The organism is Enterococcus sp. DIV0436a (assembly GCF_051711605.1).
GTDB lineage: Bacteria > Bacillota > Bacilli > Lactobacillales > Enterococcaceae > Enterococcus_B > Enterococcus_B faecium.
On the sequence record NZ_JBIONA010000001.1, the window covers coordinates 673,294 to 692,088 of the forward strand.

The 18,795-nt window shown below is 37.4% G+C and carries 18 protein-coding genes and 3 pseudogenes; 11 read left to right on the forward strand and 10 right to left on the reverse strand.

From position 1 onward, the window contains the following. Positions 1 to 15 precede the first annotated feature (15 nt). Entirely contained in the window at positions 16 to 1,530 is a 1,515-nt protein-coding gene (locus tag IGL15_RS03120) for a flavocytochrome c (protein WP_002287050.1), read from the forward strand. A gap of 402 nt (positions 1,531 to 1,932) precedes the next feature. On the opposite strand, the gene IGL15_RS03125 is transcribed toward IGL15_RS03120, so the two are convergent. The 6 genes from IGL15_RS03125 to IGL15_RS03150 all read right to left on the reverse strand — a co-directional run bounded on the left by IGL15_RS03125 (position 1,933) and on the right by IGL15_RS03150 (position 6,572). Beyond that, positions 1,933 to 2,916, reverse strand: a complete 984-nt coding sequence (locus tag IGL15_RS03125; RefSeq protein WP_002287048.1) for an NAD(P)H-quinone oxidoreductase — start codon at positions 2,914 to 2,916, stop codon at positions 1,933 to 1,935. Positions 2,917 to 2,920: 4 nt separating this feature from the next. Continuing rightward, the gene (locus IGL15_RS03130) at positions 2,921 to 3,568 is read right to left on the reverse strand and encodes an NAD(P)-binding oxidoreductase (protein WP_002296930.1); all 648 of its coding nucleotides are present in this window, start codon (positions 3,566 to 3,568) and stop codon (positions 2,921 to 2,923) included. Between the two features lie 84 nt (positions 3,569 to 3,652). Beyond that, complete coding sequence (locus IGL15_RS03135; protein WP_002287046.1) at positions 3,653 to 4,285, reverse strand: ECF transporter S component; 633 nt, start codon at positions 4,283 to 4,285, stop codon at positions 3,653 to 3,655. Between the two features lie 15 nt (positions 4,286 to 4,300). Then, positions 4,301 to 4,852, reverse strand: a complete 552-nt coding sequence (gene coaC / locus IGL15_RS03140; RefSeq protein WP_104765217.1) for a phosphopantothenoylcysteine decarboxylase — start codon at positions 4,850 to 4,852, stop codon at positions 4,301 to 4,303. Beyond that, a complete protein-coding gene (locus tag IGL15_RS03145; RefSeq protein WP_002287044.1) occupies positions 4,849 to 5,586 on the reverse strand; it encodes a phosphopantothenate--cysteine ligase in 738 nt (245 codons plus the stop codon). The genes coaC and IGL15_RS03145 overlap by 4 nt, the downstream gene beginning before the upstream one ends. After that, positions 5,583 to 6,572 carry an oxidoreductase gene (locus IGL15_RS03150; protein ID WP_104765216.1) on the reverse strand — a complete coding sequence of 330 codons (990 nt, stop codon included), beginning with the start codon at positions 6,570 to 6,572 and terminating at the stop codon, positions 5,583 to 5,585. The genes IGL15_RS03145 and IGL15_RS03150 overlap by 4 nt, the downstream gene beginning before the upstream one ends. Before the next feature lie 257 nt (positions 6,573 to 6,829). Between IGL15_RS03150 and IGL15_RS03155 the strand changes: the two genes are divergently transcribed. The 6 genes and pseudogenes from IGL15_RS03155 to IGL15_RS03180 form a co-directional block, all read left to right on the forward strand. Then, a complete protein-coding gene (locus tag IGL15_RS03155) occupies positions 6,830 to 7,372 on the forward strand; it encodes a helix-turn-helix domain-containing protein (RefSeq protein WP_002287040.1) in 543 nt (180 codons plus the stop codon). Positions 7,373 to 7,388: 16 nt separating this feature from the next. Further along, the gene (locus tag IGL15_RS03160) at positions 7,389 to 8,474 is read left to right on the forward strand and encodes an ABC transporter ATP-binding protein (RefSeq protein WP_002287039.1); all 1,086 of its coding nucleotides are present in this window, start codon (positions 7,389 to 7,391) and stop codon (positions 8,472 to 8,474) included. A gap of 11 nt (positions 8,475 to 8,485) precedes the next feature. After that, complete coding sequence (locus tag IGL15_RS03165; protein ID WP_002287038.1) at positions 8,486 to 9,292, forward strand: ABC transporter permease; 807 nt, start codon at positions 8,486 to 8,488, stop codon at positions 9,290 to 9,292. Continuing rightward, positions 9,293 to 10,120: an ABC transporter permease gene (locus IGL15_RS03170; protein WP_002287036.1), complete on the forward strand. Its 828-nt coding sequence runs from the start codon at positions 9,293 to 9,295 to the stop codon at positions 10,118 to 10,120. It abuts the gene before it with no gap. After that, entirely contained in the window at positions 10,117 to 11,190 is a 1,074-nt protein-coding gene (locus IGL15_RS03175) for an ABC transporter substrate-binding protein (RefSeq protein ID WP_002287033.1), read from the forward strand. Before IGL15_RS03170 ends, IGL15_RS03175 begins: the two co-directional genes overlap by 4 nt. A 427-nt stretch (positions 11,191 to 11,617) precedes the next feature. Beyond that, a pseudogene (locus tag IGL15_RS03180) lies at positions 11,618 to 13,078 on the forward strand (sigma 54-interacting transcriptional regulator); the annotation flags it as partial. Positions 13,079 to 13,133: 55 nt separating this feature from the next. Here the strand turns inward: IGL15_RS03180 and IGL15_RS03185 are convergent. Then, a complete protein-coding gene (locus IGL15_RS03185) occupies positions 13,134 to 13,814 on the reverse strand; it encodes an IS6-like element IS1216 family transposase (RefSeq protein WP_438766636.1) in 681 nt (226 codons plus the stop codon). Positions 13,815 to 13,888: 74 nt separating this feature from the next. Between IGL15_RS03185 and IGL15_RS03190 the strand changes: the two are divergent. Beyond that, positions 13,889 to 14,275, forward strand: a pseudogene (locus IGL15_RS03190) (transposase); the annotation flags it as partial. Positions 14,276 to 14,457: 182 nt separating this feature from the next. Here IGL15_RS03190 and IGL15_RS03195 read toward each other — a convergent pair. After that, a pseudogene (locus IGL15_RS03195) lies at positions 14,458 to 14,685 on the reverse strand (IS30 family transposase); the annotation flags it as partial. A 161-nt stretch (positions 14,686 to 14,846) separates the two neighbouring features. On the opposite strand from IGL15_RS03195, the gene tnpA reads away from it, so the two are divergent. The 3 genes from tnpA (at position 14,847) to IGL15_RS03210 (ending at position 17,124) form a co-directional block, all read left to right on the forward strand. Continuing rightward, complete coding sequence (tnpA, locus tag IGL15_RS03200; RefSeq protein ID WP_002287522.1) at positions 14,847 to 15,251, forward strand: IS200/IS605-like element ISEfa4 family transposase; 405 nt, start codon at positions 14,847 to 14,849, stop codon at positions 15,249 to 15,251. Between the two features lie 16 nt (positions 15,252 to 15,267). Continuing rightward, a complete protein-coding gene (gene tnpB / locus IGL15_RS03205) occupies positions 15,268 to 16,416 on the forward strand; it encodes an IS200/IS605 family element RNA-guided endonuclease TnpB (protein WP_002323589.1) in 1,149 nt (382 codons plus the stop codon). 348 nt (positions 16,417 to 16,764) lie between these two features. Then, positions 16,765 to 17,124 (forward strand): iron-sulfur cluster biosynthesis family protein, encoded by a 360-nt coding sequence (locus IGL15_RS03210; RefSeq protein ID WP_002303333.1) that lies wholly within the window; start codon positions 16,765 to 16,767, stop codon positions 17,122 to 17,124. 72 nt (positions 17,125 to 17,196) lie between these two features. Here IGL15_RS03210 and IGL15_RS03215 read toward each other — a convergent pair whose 3' ends face one another. Together IGL15_RS03215 and IGL15_RS03220 are read right to left on the reverse strand one after the other, a co-directional pair. Beyond that, the gene (locus tag IGL15_RS03215; RefSeq protein WP_002316734.1) at positions 17,197 to 18,015 is read right to left on the reverse strand and encodes a Cof-type HAD-IIB family hydrolase; all 819 of its coding nucleotides are present in this window, start codon (positions 18,013 to 18,015) and stop codon (positions 17,197 to 17,199) included. Positions 18,016 to 18,428: 413 nt separating this feature from the next. After that, positions 18,429 to 18,791 carry a GNAT family N-acetyltransferase gene (locus IGL15_RS03220; RefSeq protein WP_317910259.1) on the reverse strand — a complete coding sequence of 121 codons (363 nt, stop codon included), beginning with the start codon at positions 18,789 to 18,791 and terminating at the stop codon, positions 18,429 to 18,431. Positions 18,792 to 18,795 lie beyond the last annotated feature (4 nt).

The window sequence follows — 18,795 nt, forward strand, 5'->3', positions numbered from 1 at the left end:
AAAAGGGGGATACAAATGAAAAAATTAGTTGCTGGTTTATTAACAGCCGTTGCACTTCTTGCTATGAGCGCATGCGGCGCAGATCAGAAAAATACAGCGCAGACAAGTTCTAGTACGAAGGAATCTGCCGAAGTATCATCAGGCGCTTCTGAACAAGTATATACAGATCCAAAAGAAATGAAAGAATCTTATGATGTCGTGATTATTGGAGCTGGTGGTGCAGGGATGGCAGCAGCTATCGAAGCAAAAGATGCTGGGTTGAATCCAGTAATTTTGGAAAAGATGCCTGTTGCCGGAGGAAACACATCTAAATCATCAAGCGGTATGAATGCTTCAGAAACAAAATTTCAAAAAGAAGAAGGAATCAAAGACTCGAATGATGCCTTCTATGAAGAAACGCTAAAAGGTGGTGGAGGAACGAATGATAAAGAAATGCTTCGATACTTTGTCGATCACTCTGCTGATGCGGTCGATTGGCTAGATCAAAACGGTATCAAACTGGACAACTTAACGATCACTGGAGGGATGAGTGAAAAGAGGACACATCGTCCGTCTGATGGCTCGGCTATTGGTGGATACTTAGTGGAGGGGTTATTGAATAACGTCCATGAGCGGGAAATCCCTATTTTTGTCAACGCAGATGTGACAGACATTAAGAAAAATGGGGAAACGGTCAATGAAGTGACTGTACATGTTCAAGGAGAAGAACCAAAAGAGGTCACCGGAAAAGCAATCGTAGTTACCACAGGCGGTTTTGGTGCCAGCAAAGAATTTATTGAAAAATATCGTCCCGATTTAGCTGATTATATTACGACAAATCAAGAAGGATCAACTGGAGATGGTATCACCATGATTGAAAAATTAGGTGGACAAACCGTTGATATGGATAAAATACAAATTCATCCAACTGTGCAGCAGGATGAGGGGGTCTTGATTGGTGAGGTTGTTCGCGGAGAAGGAGCAATCTTGGTCGATCAAGAGGGGAAAAGATTTGTCAATGAAATGGATACAAGGGATAAAGTATCTGCAGCAATTACAGCATTGCCTGAAAAATCAGCTTATTTGATTTTTGACCAAGGCGTGCGTGATCGTGCCACAGCTATTGAATTTTATGACCAAAAAGGATATGTCACAACTGGAAAGACAATGGAAGAATTAGCAGAAAAAATCGATTTACCAAAAGAAACACTAGCAAAAACAGTTGATGGATGGAATACGGATGTTGCGGAGAAAAAAGATGCTCAATTCAACCGTGCCACAGCCATGGAACATGACTTATCGTCTCCGAATTATTATGCGATCAAAATCGCACCAGGAATCCATTACACGATGGGCGGTGTGAAAATCAATACGAACACTGAAGTATTAGATAAAGAAAACCAGCCAATTAGGGGGTTATATGCTGCTGGTGAAGTCACAGGTGGCTTACATGGAAACAACCGGATCGGTGGAAATTCAGTTGCGGAGATCATTATTTTTGGGCGACAAGCGGGCATACAAGCAGCTCGATTTGCTTCGGAAAATGAATGAAATAGAACGTAAATAAAAAGAGGTTGTGAAATCAGCGTTTTGAGCTAATACCGAGGGTCAGCTGATTGAACACTGTTTAGTGAAGAGGTTGTGAAAAAGCTGCCCTGCATCAAGTAATAAGAACAGCCAAGTAAAAACAGCTTCTTATGTTTTTAACTTGGTTGGACTTATTACCGCAGATGCAAGCTTTTGAACACCGTTTATTCGGAAAAAGAGCGTGGGACAAAAGTAAAGAACACTTTTGTCTCACGCTCTAAACACGTATAAACGGCGGAAGCAGAAGAAATTCCTTCGGAAACAAGCTGAAATTCACAAAAATTTGAAAAGCAATTTTCGTGAATTTCTTCTTATTTCTTGGAGTTAAACGCTTCTGTCCCAGCCTCTTTTTTGATCAGCATGATTTTATTCAGTTATCTTCAAAATGATTTTTCCGATGTTTTTGTTTGCTTCCATATATTCATGCGCTTGTTTGACTGCGCTGAATTGGAATGTACGGTCAATGATTGGCCGAATCTTGCCATTTTCTAGAAAAGGCCCAGCTTTTTGCATAAAAGTTTGTGCGAGCTCTGCTTTATACTGATCACTTCTAGGTGTCAATAATGTACCAAGCAGTTGGACACGTTTCCCAATCAATACACCAAGGTCTATCTCAGGCACGATGGTCCCACCTAGCATACCAATCAAGACCCAACGTCCATCAACGGCTATAGAAGCTAAATTCTTTTCCCAGTAAGAAGCGCCGATGAAATCCAAAATAACATCGACTCCCCGACCTTCAGTGATTTTTCGTACCTCTTCTTGAAAGTCTTGTTTTTTATAGTTGATCAATTCATCTGCACCAAGTTCTTTACAAAAGGCGAGTTTTTCTTCTGATCCTGCAGTAACGATGATTTTCGCGTGAGAAAGCTGTCTAGCTAATTGGATCGCTGCTGTTCCCACACCACTTGCTCCTGCATGGATCAAGACAGTTTCGCCTTCTTGTAATTTTCCAAGCCAGTAAAGTGTTTGATAAGCAGTCAAAAAAACTTCTGAGATTCCAGCAGCAGAAACATAGTCTAGCGTATCAGGGAGAAGGATTGCACGATCGGCAGGCATCACAGCATATTCGGCATAACCACCTAGATTGACTAATCCGTATACTTTTGTCCCAGGAGTAAAAGTGGAGATATCACTTTTATTCTCAACTACCTCTCCAGCTACTTCGACTCCCAAAATAGGGTAGGGAGGTTTCAAAGAGACTGATTCTCTTTTCATAATATCTGTTCGATTGACAGCTGCTGTATGGACTTTGATCAGTAATTCGCCTTGTTTTGGTTTAGGAACAGGCACTTCAATTTGTTCTAATACATCTACAGAACCAGGATGCTTGATTGAAATGGCACGCATGGATCTATTCCTCCTTTGCCCATTCTTGGAATGCTGTATTCAACTCTTTGCTACCTTCAGAAAGTACTAGAGTCGTACGAGAAATATCCGTTTCTTCCACTAGAGCGGCAAGTACAGCAGCAACTGTAGAGCGAGTGATCGTTTTTGATGCCTTCTCATTAGGCTTAGTTAATTGAATGGAAGTAACTTCTTCATCGTTAGTCAATGTGACTGGTTGAAGAATGACAAAATCTAAGTTAGTTCGTTTCAGCCATTCATCTGCATAATGTTTAGTAATATAATAATCTGTCATGGACTCAGGCCATTTTGCTGGTTCATCTGCATAAACAGCACTGACCATCAGATAGCGAGAGACATGCGCATTTTCAGCTGCGATCACTGTTTTGATTGCGCCATCCAAGTCTACTTGCAGAAGATTCTTTCCTTGAGAGCCGGCAGCAAAAATCAATACATCGATGCCTTTGAATGCTTCGGTCATTTTTTCCACGGACCAAGTTAAATCAAAAGAGACATACGAAACATTCTCTTTTTTTACTAATGTTTGGGAAGCAACATCTCTCACCCCTGCAAAAATTTCATGGGAACTTGGAGCTAAATCTTTTATCAGGTGTCGGCCAATTTGTCCGTTTGCACCTACAACAAAAATTTTCATTTGGATCATCCTTTCGACGTCAAATCTTTCCATTCAATAGTAACACCAAAAGAGAAAAAAATCAGAGATCGGCTACGATGACTATCAGTTAGTAAGAGAAGGGTGCTTGAAGTATCTTAACAAGACATTGCATACTGCTGCAGTCGCAAGACCTGCGACGATTCCTTCAGGTATACCACTTGTAAAAATAACCGCTAGAATAGCTGAATAAACAGCATTTAAATTTGTTCCGATGACTTTGGCATAATCTTGCTGGAATAAAAAGTAGATCATATTCATCACTAAAATCGTATTGGTCAATGAACCGGAAAGTCCAGCTAAGAATAAAGAAACGGAATCTGCTTTTTGTTTCATTAGTTTGCGCAGACCTTTATAAACGAAATAAGGAACCACCCCAATCAAGATGCGAGGAATAAACGCGATCAGCAAGGCTTTCCAGCTTCCATGTTCTGTTCCGATGACTGGGATAAACGGAGAAAAGACAAAAGACAAAGGTGTTTGGATAACTGTGCTACGGATCATGCTGATCAGTCCAAATGTACCGCCAAGAAAAGCACCTAGTCTTGGTCCTAAAACGATCGAAGCAATGATTACAGGAATATGCATGGTTGTTGCATTGATTGGACCGATAGGGATAAAACCTAAAGGCGTAACAGCTAATAAAATCAAAATAGCTAAAAACATCGCAGTTAATGTAAAGTTTTTTGTATTTTTCATAAGTACTCCTTTTTTCTAAGCATTTCTTTCATTAAGAGTCAGCATGACCTGTTCGATGATCGTCTGAATATCAGCTAAGGCACCTTTTCCAAAATCTCCACAAGCTAAAAGAGATTCTCTTGGTTCAATTTTCTGATAGCCGACAGATCTCAATGTTTCCAGATTACGCTGAGTGATCGGGTTTTGATACATATTCGTGTTCATGGCAGGGGCAATCAATTTTGGTGTTCCCACTGGAAGCGCCATTGCGACTGTTGAAAGAAGATCGTCTGCAATGCCATTTGCTAGCTTGCCGATAATGTTTGCTGTAGCAGGCGCGATGAGAAACAAGTCAGCTTGTTTTGCTAGTTCGATATGATTGATTACCTGCGGATTTGATTCTTGCATGACGTCTGTATGGACTGCGCGCTTCGACAGAGATTGCAAGGTTAATGGCGTGATAAAATGTGTGCTGCTTTTAGACATAATCACATCTACCTGGGCACCTAATTTGACGAATTGACTTGTAAGATCAGCGCTTTTGTAAGCAGAAATACTTCCAGTAACGCCTAGTAAGATCTTTTTCATTTTGATTCCTCCAGTCTAATTTTCTCAGTAATCAATGCAGCAATCTCAGATTTACTTTGAGCTTCTTCCACTGTTCCATCTTTAGATAAGAGATAGCCGTGGTGTGTCTCGCCATGGATTTCCGTCAAATCATTTGCGAAAATAAAATCAGTTTTGTTATTTATCAGACTATTTTTTGCGACTGCCAGAAGAGATTCCTTTGGTACATCTACTAATAGTTTGAAACCAATGATTTTTGCTTTTGGCTGCCATTCACGTAGATAAGAAATGATTTTTGGTGTTTTCTTCAAAACGAGCACAAGATGCTCGGTGTTAGAAGAGATCTTTGAAACAGTGGTATCTGTCTGTTCATTTTCCGCAAACCAATTGTCCAGTTCTTCTTGCGTTGAAGAAGTGGGTAGGTTTTTTGCCAGCTGTTCTTCTGAAAAACTAAAAGCAGGAGTAAAATCACTGACTGCCATACTGTGGATAATCGCATCGTAGTGTTCTTTTTTCGTTAGTTCTTCTAATTGTAAAAATAAGTCCAGTGCAGATTCGATCGTATAAATCGTTATATTGGAGTGTCTTTTCGGTTTCAGTGCTTGTTTCGTAGTCACGTAATCGATTGTGGTATCCGGATTGGCAGCTAAATAATCAGCTAATGCTTGCCCTAATCGTCCTGTCGAATGATTTGTAATAGCACGTACTTGATCGATTTTTTCAGTCGTTCCTCCAGCTGTGATTAGAATCTTCATTTATGGTCACCTACATTTACTAGTGTTCTTCCTTGGTGTGTTCCAGCAAGTAGTTTAGATGCTGTTTCAGGCAATTGATCCAGAGTAATCTCTTGGACGACCAGTTCATCTGCAATCTGCAAATCCGCCATCTGTTGCCATAAAGAAAGACGTTGATCTATTGGTACATTGACAGAATCAATTCCAATCAACTGGATGTTTCGCAGAATAAAAGGCAAGACAGTCGCGTTTAGTTTGATTCCCCCAGCATTGCCACATAAAGCTACTGCACCGTTATAAGAGATCAATGGAAGAAGACTGCTTAGCTGCTCGCCACCTACTGTGTCGATGACATAGTCGATTTGCTGTTTTCCTAAAGCTTTTGTTGTCTCTGGCAGAAATTCATCAGGTCGTACGACTTGCAAAGCACCTAGACTTTTTAGCCATGTGACAGACTCTACTTTTCTGGAAAAGGCAATGATTGACTGGAATCCTAGTTTATGTAACAGGGCTATCGCTGTACTGCCTACACCGCCAGAAGCACCAGTAACGACAACTTTTTTATCGGAGGTCATACCTTGACGGATTAAAGCGTTCACACACAACATAGCAGTAAACCCTGCTGTACCAAGGATCATCGCTTGACGCAGCGTCATATTTTTTGGTAGAGGAACTAACCAGTCTCCTGGTACTTTTTGATATTGGCTATAACCGCCTGGATGGGTGACGCCAAGCCCAAAACCAGTAGCAAGTACAAGATCTTCTTTTGAAAAACGTGGATTGTTACTTTGGACGACAGTTCCGGATAAATCAATCCCTGGAGTCATCGGATATGTTCGTATCACCTGACCAGACTCGCTCATTGCCAATGCATCTTTATAATTGACATCAGAATAGGCAATTTTTACCAAGACTTCATTTTCAGCCAACTCAGTAAATGGCAGATCACTGATTGCTGTATGGAAAACAGGTTCCTTTATTACCTGAAAAGATCGAAAAGCGTTCATTCGTGAGACACTCCTTTTAAAATTTTCTTTTATCATACCATAAAGCCTACTCTTTTATTCTTGTTCTTCCGTAAATTTAGACAAAAATTAGGTGAAAAATAAAGAATCAAACAACTAGAATTTATTCCAAAAGATAAAGAAATATTCAGCAAAAAAAATTTTACAAAGGGTTGCCTTTTTCAATAAATTTCGTATACTAATACGAGTGGTAGTAAACAGGAAGTTTACTATTAGAAAACTTCGATTCGGAGGAAATTATGGAAATTGGTGAGAAGTTAAGAAATTTGCGCATCCAAAAGAATTTGACACAAGAAGAACTAGGCGAACGCACAGATTTGTCAAAAGGGTATATTTCCCAGTTGGAACGAGATTTAAGTTCACCATCAATGGAAACATTCTTTTCTATTCTTGAAGTCTTAGGTGTGACTCCAGAAGAATTTTTTCATCAAGAAGCAGCGAATCTGCAAGTGGTTTATTCAAAAGAAGATCATACGGTTTATTTCGATGAAGAAAACGGGTATGAATTGGAATGGCTCGTGGCTGATTCGAATGAAAAAGAAATGGAGCCTGTCTTGCTGACTTTTGAAGGTGCAGGAGAATATAAGACGTTTGAACCTTCATTATCTGAAACGTTTATTTTTGTATTAGAAGGGGAATTAGAGTTAAGCTTAGGAGAGACGGTCTATGTGGCAAAAGCAGGACAGTCGATCTATTATCAAGCGACAAAACAACATCAATTAAGGAATCATCTCAAAAAACGAACAAAAGTATTGATTGTTGCAACGCAATCATATTTGTAATATAGGGGGTAAAAACGTGGGGAAACCAATCATTTCATTTGATCAAGTAGTGAAACGCTATGATGATGAAACAGTATTAAAAAAAGTAAGTTTTGAGATCGAACAAGGAAAATTTTATACACTGCTTGGTCCTTCCGGCTGTGGTAAAACAACGATCCTACGTATTATAGCTGGATTCACCGAAGCTACAGAAGGGGACATCTATTTTGAAGGGAAACGGTTGAATGATTTGCCAGCTAATAAGCGACAAGTAAATACAGTCTTCCAAGATTATGCACTTTTTCCTCATATGAATGTTTTTGATAACGTTGCTTTTGGATTGAAGATCAAGAAAATGTCCAAATCAGATATCGAAAAGAAGGTAAAAGATGCTTTGCGTATGGTCCAGCTTCCTGGATACGAAAAACGGGAGATTAGTGAAATGTCTGGTGGTCAAAGACAGCGTGTAGCGATTGCACGAGCAATTGTAAATGAACCGAAAGTATTGCTATTAGATGAACCGTTATCGGCGCTTGATTTGAAACTACGTACAGATATGCAGTATGAACTGCGGGATCTGCAACAACGATTAGGAATCACGTTTATTTTTGTTACTCATGACCAAGAAGAAGCGTTGGCAATGAGTGATGAGATTTTTGTCATGAATAAAGGGAAAATCGTCCAAAGTGGTACACCCGTAGATATTTATGATGAGCCAATCAATCATTTCGTTGCTGATTTTGTTGGGGAGAGCAATATCGTGGACGGTGTAATGATCGAAGATAATCTAGTTGAGTTTGTTGGTAAGCAATTTGAATGTGTCGATGGCGGGATGCGTCTAAATGAACCAGTTGAAGTTGTTTTACGCCCAGAGGATTTGACGATCACGACACCAGATAAAGGAAAACTAGTCGTAACGGTCGATACTCAGCTGTTTCGTGGTGTCCATTATGAAATCATCTGTTATGATGAACAGCAAAATGAATGGATGGTCCATTCAACGAAAAAAGCTAAAGAAGGAAGCAAAGTAGGATTGGCCTTTGAGCCAGAAGATATCCATGTCATGCGTTTCAACGAGTCTGAAGAAGAATTCGATGCACGTCTTGACAGCTACGAAGAATAGGGGGGACAAGAATGAAAACAATGCGCAGGATCTATTCCGTCCCTTATATTTTGTGGCTCGGTTTATTCGTGATCGCGCCTGTATTAATGATCATTTATCAATCTTTTTTTGATATGAATGGGCAATTCACGCTGAATAATTATCTATCTTATTTTACGTCGGGGACATCGCTTTCTATGACGATCAATTCTGTATGGTATGCATTTTTGATCACGTTTTTCACGCTGATCATCAGTTACCCGACTGCTTATTTTTTAACAAAACTGAAGCACAAGCAATTATGGCTGATGCTGATTATTTTGCCTACATGGGTGAATCTGCTGCTTAAAGCTTACGCATTTATTGGGATTTTCAGTGTGCACGGCAGCGTGAATCATTTCTTTGATTTTATCGGGATCGGGCCGAAACAGATATTATTCACAGACTTCAGTTTTCTGTTCGTGGCAACGTATATCGAGATTCCATTTATGATTATGCCAATTTTCAATGCATTGGAAGAGATGAATCCTTCTTTGATCAGTGCTAGTAGAGATTTAGGCGCGAATAGCTTTGAGACCTTCCGACGAGTGATTTTTCCGTTATCATTAAATGGTGTGAAAAGTGGTGTCCAAGCAGTATTTATTCCTTCTCTTTCTTTATTCATGCTGACTCGTCTGATTGGCGGAAATCGGGTGATCACTTTAGGAACGGCTATCGAACAGCATTTCTTGGTTACACAAAACTGGGGGATGGGTTCTACAATCGGTGTGATTTTAATCATTGCTATGTTCATCGTGATGCTCCTGACAGGCGAGAAGAAAAAAGGAGGTCGCTCATAAATGAAAAAATTTAAATGGTCGTATCTTTATTTAGGGATCGTCTTTTTATTCTTATATGCACCGATCTTCTATCTGATTTTTTATTCCTTCAATGAAGGAGGAACGATGAACAGCTTTACAGGATTTACTTGGGAAAATTATGAAGCTGTTTTTGAAGATACACGTTTGATCATTATCGTATTGAATACGTTCATGCTGGCTTTCTTATCTGCATTGATCGCCACGATCATCGGGACATTTGGGGCTATGGGAATCTATTACACGAAAAAACGACGTGCACGGACAGCGTTGTTGAGCATGAATAACATCTTATTAGTCTCTCCTGATGTTATTATCGGTGCTAGTTTCTTGATTTTCTTTACACTACTAGGATTCGGATTAGGTTTTCAGAGTGTATTGCTTTCCCATATTGCTTTCAGCATTCCAATCGTCGTCTTGATGGTCTTGCCAAAATTGCAGGAAATGAACGATTCAATGGTCGATGCGGCTAGAGACCTTGGTGCTAATAATTTCCAAGTAGTCAAAAATATCATTTTGCCTTATCTTTCTCCAGGAATCATAGCTGGATATTTTATGGCATTTACCTATTCTCTTGATGATTTTGCGGTTACATTTTTCGTCACAGGAAATGGCTTTACGACGCTCTCAGTAGAGATCTATTCTCGTGCAAGACAAGGAATCAGTTTAGAAATCAATGCGCTAAGTGCGTTAGTTTTCTTGTTCTCCATGATATTGGTCATTGGATACTACTTTATTAGTAAAGAAAACCGTCCAAAACGGCTGAAGAAAAACAGAAGAGTACGCGAGGGGGTGGCACGGCTGCGATGAAAAAATTACAATCTCTGTTTTTAGGTATTCTCATCATTATTGCGGTGCTGCTGCTTGGTGTTCGTCAACTTGAAAAAACAAGTGGCATGAGTGGAGCAAAGGTACTTACCATCTATAACTGGGGAGATTATATCGATCCTAGTTTGATCACGAAATTTGAAAAAGAATATGGATACAAAGTGAATTATGAAACATTTGATTCTAATGAAGCGATGTTCACAAAAATCCAGCAAGGTGGGACAAACTACGACATCGCTATACCAAGTGAATATATGATCCAAAAAATGATCAAAGAAAAACTAGTACTTCCATTAGATCATTCGAAGATCAAAGGATTAAATAATATTGATCCACGATTTTTAGACTTGGATTTTGATCCAGATAATCAGTATTCGATTCCATATTTTTGGGGAACTTTAGGGATCGTATATAACGATAAATTCTTTGATGCAAATCAAATTAAGCATTGGGATGATTTGTGGAAGCCGGAATTAAAAGACAGTTTGATGCTGATTGACGGTGCACGAGAAGTTATGGGGCTTTCTTTGAATAGTTTAGGCTATTCTTTGAATAGTAAGAATATGGCACAGCTGACAGAAGCAGCAAATAAATTGAATCATTTAACACCAAATGTCAAAGCAATCGTGGCAGATGAGATCAAAATGTATATGATCAATGAAGAAGCCTCCGTGGCAGTGACATTTTCTGGCGAAGCTGCCGATATGATGTGGGAAAATGAACATTTACATTATGTGATCCCACCAGAAGGATCCAATCTTTGGTTTGATAATATCGTTATGCCAAAAACCGTGAAAAATAAAGAAGGTGCCTATGATTTCATCAACTTTATGCTAGAACCGGAAAATGCGGCACAAAATGCAGAGTATATTGGTTATTCTACACCAAATGAAGAAGCAAAAGCGTTATTGCCAAAAGACATTTCGTCGGACGAACAATTCTATCCATCTGATGACACGATCTCCCATCTTGAAGTCTACAAAGATCTAGGATCGAAATACCTAGGCATCTATAATGACCTATTCTTAGAATTCAAGATGTATAGGAGATAATGGCAAAACTCAGTAAGAATGGGGACTTATCAACGTTCTAAAGAGCTAAAAATCGTCCTTTTTCTATCTGAGTTTTCCAATCTTCTACCAAAAGCGGATGAAACGCCGCTTTTTTTGTGTTATTTTATTTTTTCTACCACGTTTTTCTACCAGAGAAAAGTGGACAAAACCATTGTAAAATAGGGCCCGAGACGGGCTAGTAAATCTAAGATTGAAAAAGTTACAGAAGGATAAAGTAATTGGAAACTATGCAAATATACTTAACCCTTCTGTAATCTATTAATAAAACTAATATATGAATCCAGTTCAATATTTGTAGCTATGAAAAAACATAAAAATCATATTAGATAAAAACTAAATTGGTAGATAAATTATTTTGTCAGATATCTGAGGCAAATATTCGACTATTTGTGTTTCAAAGTAAAAATTGGAATACAAATATAGAATAGACATATTGCAGCCGATAGTTTATTATGCTTTTAGACACATTAAACTGGAGGAAAAAATGAAAAAGAGCGCTAAAGATCGAGTTTTTGATGAGCTGATACGACTAACAGGGAATATGTCTTCTGTCACTGCCGAGAAAATTTCGAAGAATCTAGGTATCTCTCGTCAGAATGCCAGCCATTATTTGACGAGATTAGTGGAAGATAAAAAGGTCGAGAAATTACCGGGAAAGCCTGTTTTGTGGAAGCCTTTAGATGAATATGCGGTTGTAGATAATACGGAGCAAATAAACGAAGCCTTTCATTCTGTAGTTGGTCATGACGGAAGTCTGAGAGAGGTCATTCAAAAATGTATAGCCGCTGTCAAATATCCGCCTAACGGACTCAGTGTATTAATAAATGGAGCCACGGGTGTTGGAAAAAGTTTTTTAGCCACAAAAATTTTTGAATACGCTATCCATGAGCAAATTATTGAAAAAGATGCACCATTTGCTATCTTAAACTGTGCCGATTATGCGGACAATCCCGAACTGCTTTCGGCAACACTGTTTGGATACAAGAAGGGGGCCTTTACGGGGGCTGAAAAGGATACCGATGGTTTATTGGCAACGGCCAACAACGGCTATCTTTTTCTCGATGAGGTCCATCGCCTATCGAAAGAAAATCAAGAAAAGCTCTTTCTATTTATTGATACTGGAAACTATCGTCCAGTCGGTGAAAATGTAAATTGGCATTCTGCTAAGGTTCGTTTTATTTTCGCCACGACGGAAAAAGGTGAAAATTATTTATTAGACACCTTTGATCGGCGTATTCAAATTAGTGTTATGTTGCCAACTTTTGAAGATCGCCCCATTCGAGAACGATTAGAGCTGATTCAATTATTTTTTCAAAATGAAGCGGATGTTTTACAAAAAGATATTATTGTTTCAAGAGAAGCCTTGTCTTTAATGTTATCTCATCCCTTTAGTGGGAATATTGGTAAGCTGAAGAATATCATTAAAATCAGTTGTGCGGATGTGTATAGTCGAACACAAGAAGAACCATTAACGATTGGGAAAAATGAGATCTTGATTCAGTTAAATATGCTGGAATCCGAAGTAGAAAGCTTGCCGATTGCTAGTTTATTGATAAAGAAAAATCAAAAGATAAAAACGGATCGAATCAAACCGTTTGATTATGATTCGATTTTGGAAAAAATTACTCAGCTGATAAATGAAGGTAATTTCAATGAAAATTTTTCTTCGATAAAGAATGAAGTACAGCATTTGGTGCATCACATTGATAAGGATTCTTTTTTATCAATGAGTAGAAAATTGATGATTCAGATGTTTAGAAAGGTCTGGGTATCCGTTTTAGGAAAAACGTACGGATTGACGACGAGTGGACCTGTTGCAGAAATTATTAGCAGATCCTATGTCATTTCCCCAAGCTATAAGACAGACTGGTTCTGTTGCAAAGTTTTAAATAAAGAATAAAATCCCTTACGGTATCTATGATTTAAGCTGGGATTCCCAATAATACCTTGATTTCAGTACAGACCGAAAACCCGAAGAGAGTGCCTTCTCTTCGGGTTTTCTTATATAATCCTCGAATGGCTTCCATGCCTTTAATCGTGGTAGAGGCAGTGCGTAAACTTCGATAGAATTTATTGCGTCTCTTTACTGGACGATGGTCTTGTTCAATCAAATTATTCAGGTATTTAATGGTACGATGTTCTGTCCCTTGATAAAAGCCGTATTCTTTTAGTTTCTTAAAGGCACTTGTAATAGAGGGGGCTTTATCTGTGACTACAACCTTCGGTTCATCAAACTGCTTCACTAACCGCTTAAGAAAAGCATAGGCTGCTTGTGTGTCCCGTTTTTTACGTAACCAAATATCCAAGGTTAAACCATCTGCATCGATGGCTCGATACAAATAATGCCATTTTCCTTTAATTTTGATGTACGTTTCATCCATTTTCCATGAATAAAAGGATTTTTTATTTTTCTTTTTCCAAATTTGATAGAGTAGTTTGCCATATTCTTGCACCCAACGATAAATCGTCGTATGAGAAACGTTAATGCCACGATCATATAAGATTTCTTGAACTTCACGATAGCTAAGGTTATAACGAAGATAGTAGCCCACGGCTACAATAATCACATCCTGCTGAAATTGCTTTCCTTTAAAATGATTCATCGTCATTCCTCCTGCTATCTTTTTCTATTATTCTACCTTATTTGATAGTAGATTTAAAACTTTGCAACAGAACCTTCAGTTCCATTCCAAAAAAGAATTCAAAACCGTTTAGAGAAGCAGTAAAAGCGATCTTTAAGTTTACGGATATTGAACTCGCTCGAACAGCTAAGAATGCCTTAGTCGGTGAATATATCGACCAGCCTAAATATACAAAAGCCTGCGAAATATTGGATAATGGCTTCGAAGATGCCTTTCAATACACGGTTATCGGAAATAGTCATAATCGGCTAAAAAGCACCAACCTTCTTGAACGACTGAACCAGGAAGTCCGCAGAAGAGAAAAGATTATTCGGATTTTTCCCAACCGAACGTCTGCCAATCGATTAATTGGAGCTGTCCTTATGGACCTTCATGACGAATGGCTCAGTTCTACAAGAAAATATATTAAGTTTGATCAATGAGAGACCGGTAAAACATTGTATAGTATTTTACACAGGATTATGGACTTGACTCAAAACAACAATCTATTTCTAAGTTTAACAAAGTAATAGATTGTTGTTTTGTGTTGAATAGTTTGCATACATAGTTGGAAAGTAAAGGTTAGCTAAAAAATGTTTGAAAATGTAATTAATTTATTTGTAACTTAGATTATAGTCTGGGAATATATGATTTGACAAATTAAGCTAGAATAAAATGCTTCTTGTACATAGCTCAAAAATATTTCGATTGGTGTTCTGTAATTCAATGATTTTCTTGGAATATGATTACGTTGATTGCTGACACTGGAAATAAATGTCTGATTCACTTTTCTAAAATCCATTGATTTCGGCAGTCCATTACGACGCAGAATCCCGTTAGAATTCTCGTTTAACAGAATTAGGCAGAAGTCGCCCATCCTCTATAGGTGGGTGATGAATGCCGTTCGGTATGAGGGTTACCGTTGGTAACTCGAAGACCGACAACTAAGGCGTATTGCCTTTTTATTTTGTCCCATGTTACAATCAGTCTATACAAGAAATGAGTTGATATAACATGGAATTAGATACAAATAATCATTCAGTATTTCTTCTTTATTACCACCTTGTTTTAGTAACGAAATATCGTAGACAAGTGATTGATGATGAAATATCTGATTATGCCAAAACTACTTTTGAAAGAATTTCAGAATCGTATCACATTACTTTAGTGGAGTGGAATCATGATAAAGACCACGTTCATATTATGTTCAAAGCTCAACCTAAAACAGAATTGACAAAATTCATCAATGCCTATAAAAGTGCCAGCTCAAGATTGATAAAACGTGACTTTCCAAGAGTCAAACAATTTCTTTGGAAAGAAATGTTCTGGTCTAAAAGCTTTTGTCTTCTGACAACTGGTGGCGCACCAATTGATGTGATTAAGAAGTATATCCAAAATCAAGGAAACAATCATAAATAGAAAGTAGGTGAACTTTATGGAACAACTAAAAGCATACAAATTCAGAATCTATCCAACAGAGGAACAAGAAATCTTCTTTGCCAAATCTTTTGGTTGTGTCCGTAAGGTCTACAATCTAATGCTTGATGACCGAAAAAAGGCGTATGAAGAAGTTAAAAATGATTCTTCTAAAAAAATGACTTTTCCGACACCAGCTAAATACAAGAAAGAATTTCCGTTTTTGAAAGAAATTGATAGCCTTGCTTTAGCCAATGCCCAACTTAATTTAGATAAAGCATACAAGAATTTTTTTCGGGATAAATCCGTTGGATTTCCACGTTTCAAAAGTAAGAAAAATCCTGTTCAGAGTTATACAACGAATAATCAAAATGGTACAATTGCTTTGATTGATAGTAAATTCATCAAAGTTCCTAAATTGAAGTCATTAGTAAGAATTAAGCTTCATAGACAACCAAAAGGGATTATCAAATCTGCTACAATATCACGTCATTCTAGCGGTAAATACTATATTTCTTTGTTGTGTAAAGAAGAAATTATCGAATTACCTAAAACTAATTCCACAATTGGTATTGACTTAGGTATTATGGACTTTGCGATTCTTTCTGATGGACAAAAAATTGATAATAATAAATTCACGTCCAAAATGGAAAAGAAACTAAAGCGTGAACAACGCAAATTGTCTAGGCGTGCTTTATTGGCTAAAAATAAAGGTACCAATCTATTTGAAGCTAAAAATTATCAAAAACAAAAACGCAAAGTAGCTAGATTGCATGAAAAAGTAATGAATCAACGTACTGATTTTCTGAATAAGTTGAGTACAGAAATGATCAAAAATCACGATATTATCTGTATTGAAGACTTAAACACAAAAGGTATGTTGCGAAATCATAAATTAGCTAAAAGTATTTCTGATGTTTCTTGGTCAAAGTTTGTGACTAAATTACAATACAAGGCTGACTGGTATGGACGAAAAATCATCAAAGTAGATAAATGGTTTCCGTCTAGTCAGATTTGTTCAGAGTGCGGACATAAAGATGGCAAGAAATCTCTTGAAATTCGAGAATGGACTTGTCCTGTTTGTCATACTCATCATGATCGTGATATCAATGCTAGTATCAATATTCTGACCGAAGGTCTAAGACTACATTCTATGGGATTGGCTTAGATCCAATCATCAAGAACCGTAGGAACTACGGGGATAGCTTGGTAAATAAGAGACACCGCTGTTAGTAAAGAAATACGCTATCAAGTATGCTCTATTCCCAAGAAGCTCCCACTTCAAGCGTTAAGAACCGTCAGGTTTAGCTAAGTGGTGAGTAGTTCACTTTTTACAGCGTTAATCGCTCTTGATATGAATGAGCTCTGATAAAGCCGAAGTAAATTGGCGATTTGAAAAGTTCAATTATTTGAGAATAGAATATTTTTTATATAGAATTGAGTTATAGTTAAGGGGGAATAGGTGTGTTAAATAAAATGTCAATTTCAACTGTGGAAGTCAATGGTGGTCGTGAAAATGAGCGATAATTTATTTTTAGAAGTACAACCAGAAGTATTTAAGCAAGTACCTCGTTTAAAGGATGGATTCTTGTTAACTTTAAATGATGGCTCTAATCAATTTTCTTCAGCAGAGGGATGCTGTATGATTGGTGATCATTTTTTATTAGTTTCCACACAACATTATATTCCAGCATATGATTTAACAATACCTTGCGAAGAAGCAACAGTTAAAACATCTGAATACGATACTACCTTTATTAATGGGCATTTAGTATTAGAGGTAACTCCATCAAATCAAACAATTCGTTTAAAGAATGAAAGTGGTATTTTAGATAGCAATGTCCAAGTCTATTTTGACTCATCAGACGCTTCGTAAATCTGTTCTAAATATAGTTTTAAAACCTCGAATATTTCTTATATCGAGGTTTTTTGATGAATTACCTAGTGTTTACGTGTTAGGGAACAATCGATCGAGCGTCACTAAAACACCGTCTTCGTCATTTGAAGGACATTGATGCTTAGCAACTTGCTTAACAGCTTCCGTTGCATTATCCATTGCATAACTCAGACCACAATACTCCAACATCTCAATGTCATTGCCCCCATCTCCAAAAGCAACGCACTGGTCAGGATTAATCCCCAAGCGCTCAACTAACATTTTCAAGCCGAAAGTTTTATGGCACTCAGAAAGAATCAAGTCTACAGAACCATGACCACTACTGGTAGGTACTAATAGCCCGGCTAATTTTTCACGGAACAATTCAACGTAAAATTCGGTTTTTTCAACAGGCATAGTCGGAGCAAATTTTAAAATTTTATCTTGAACTTCTGCAAAATCAGCTACCCATTCTAATCTATGGTAATAGATATTGGTTAGATCAAAAAATGCTTGACTCACCTTTCCTCTTTCACAGTAGGCACTATTCAGACCACACATCACATTTTTTACTTCAGGATAGTCTTTACATAAATCAAGGACCACCTCGATCGCTTTTCTAGGCATATCGGCTGAAAATAGTACCTCTGTTTTATCTTTAACAAAAGCACCATTTTCAGCAACAAAACTTAATTCATCATAATAATTTGGAAATAACGATCTCAATTGGTAGTATTGATTTCCACTTGCAACAACAAATTGACAATCAACAGCTTTCATTCGCGATAAAACAGCCTTGAACCTTGGGATATCGTATGTGTAATCAGTACGAGCAAATGTTCCATCCATATCTACTGCTACCAACTTTAGATTATGAGGATTCTTATTCATAAAAACACTCCTGTCGCCTTTGATATCTTCATTATATTGAAAAAGTATTCAGACCTAAAGCAGCCTATTTTTCTTACTCCGTTAAAAATAAGAACATTTCTAATTTCAGTTAACTATCTAGATACATACAAGCCATTTTTTGTATTAAAAGCTACCGACCTGTCTTTCTCCTAACCCACAGGTCAGCCTAAATCAGTGTTGACATAAGATTTTTATCATTTTTACTTTAACTGATTTTCTATAACTGGTACATCCTTGGTCAGCTAGTATCATAAGTTGATCCTAAGATAAGCACCTTATTACTGAATGTAATACACAAATTTGATCTGGATAATTCATAACCTAGAAATAGGCCATCAAAATAAAAATATTACTTTTATTCATGTTCAATCAGGTAATAAACCATTCATGAATTATTTTTTTACTAAATGCGTTATAGGGTATGGTTTACCAAAACCATCTAAGTCTTCTTCAGATTCAATTTCAAATCCATGGCTTAAATAAAAATGTTTTGCATATTTATTTTGACTATTAACATCAATTCTTTTTATATCTTCAGTTTCAATCAGCTCAATTAATATTTGACTACCATATCGCTTACCAATAAAATCTGGATCAAGAAATAGCATAACTAATTCTTCTGCACTTACACCACTAAAACCGACAATTTCTCCGTTATCTTCCCATAAATAAAGTTTAACCTCATCTAAGTTCTCAGGGTTCTGTTGCAAAGTTTTAAATCTACTATCAAATAAGGTAGAATAATAGAAAAAGATAGCA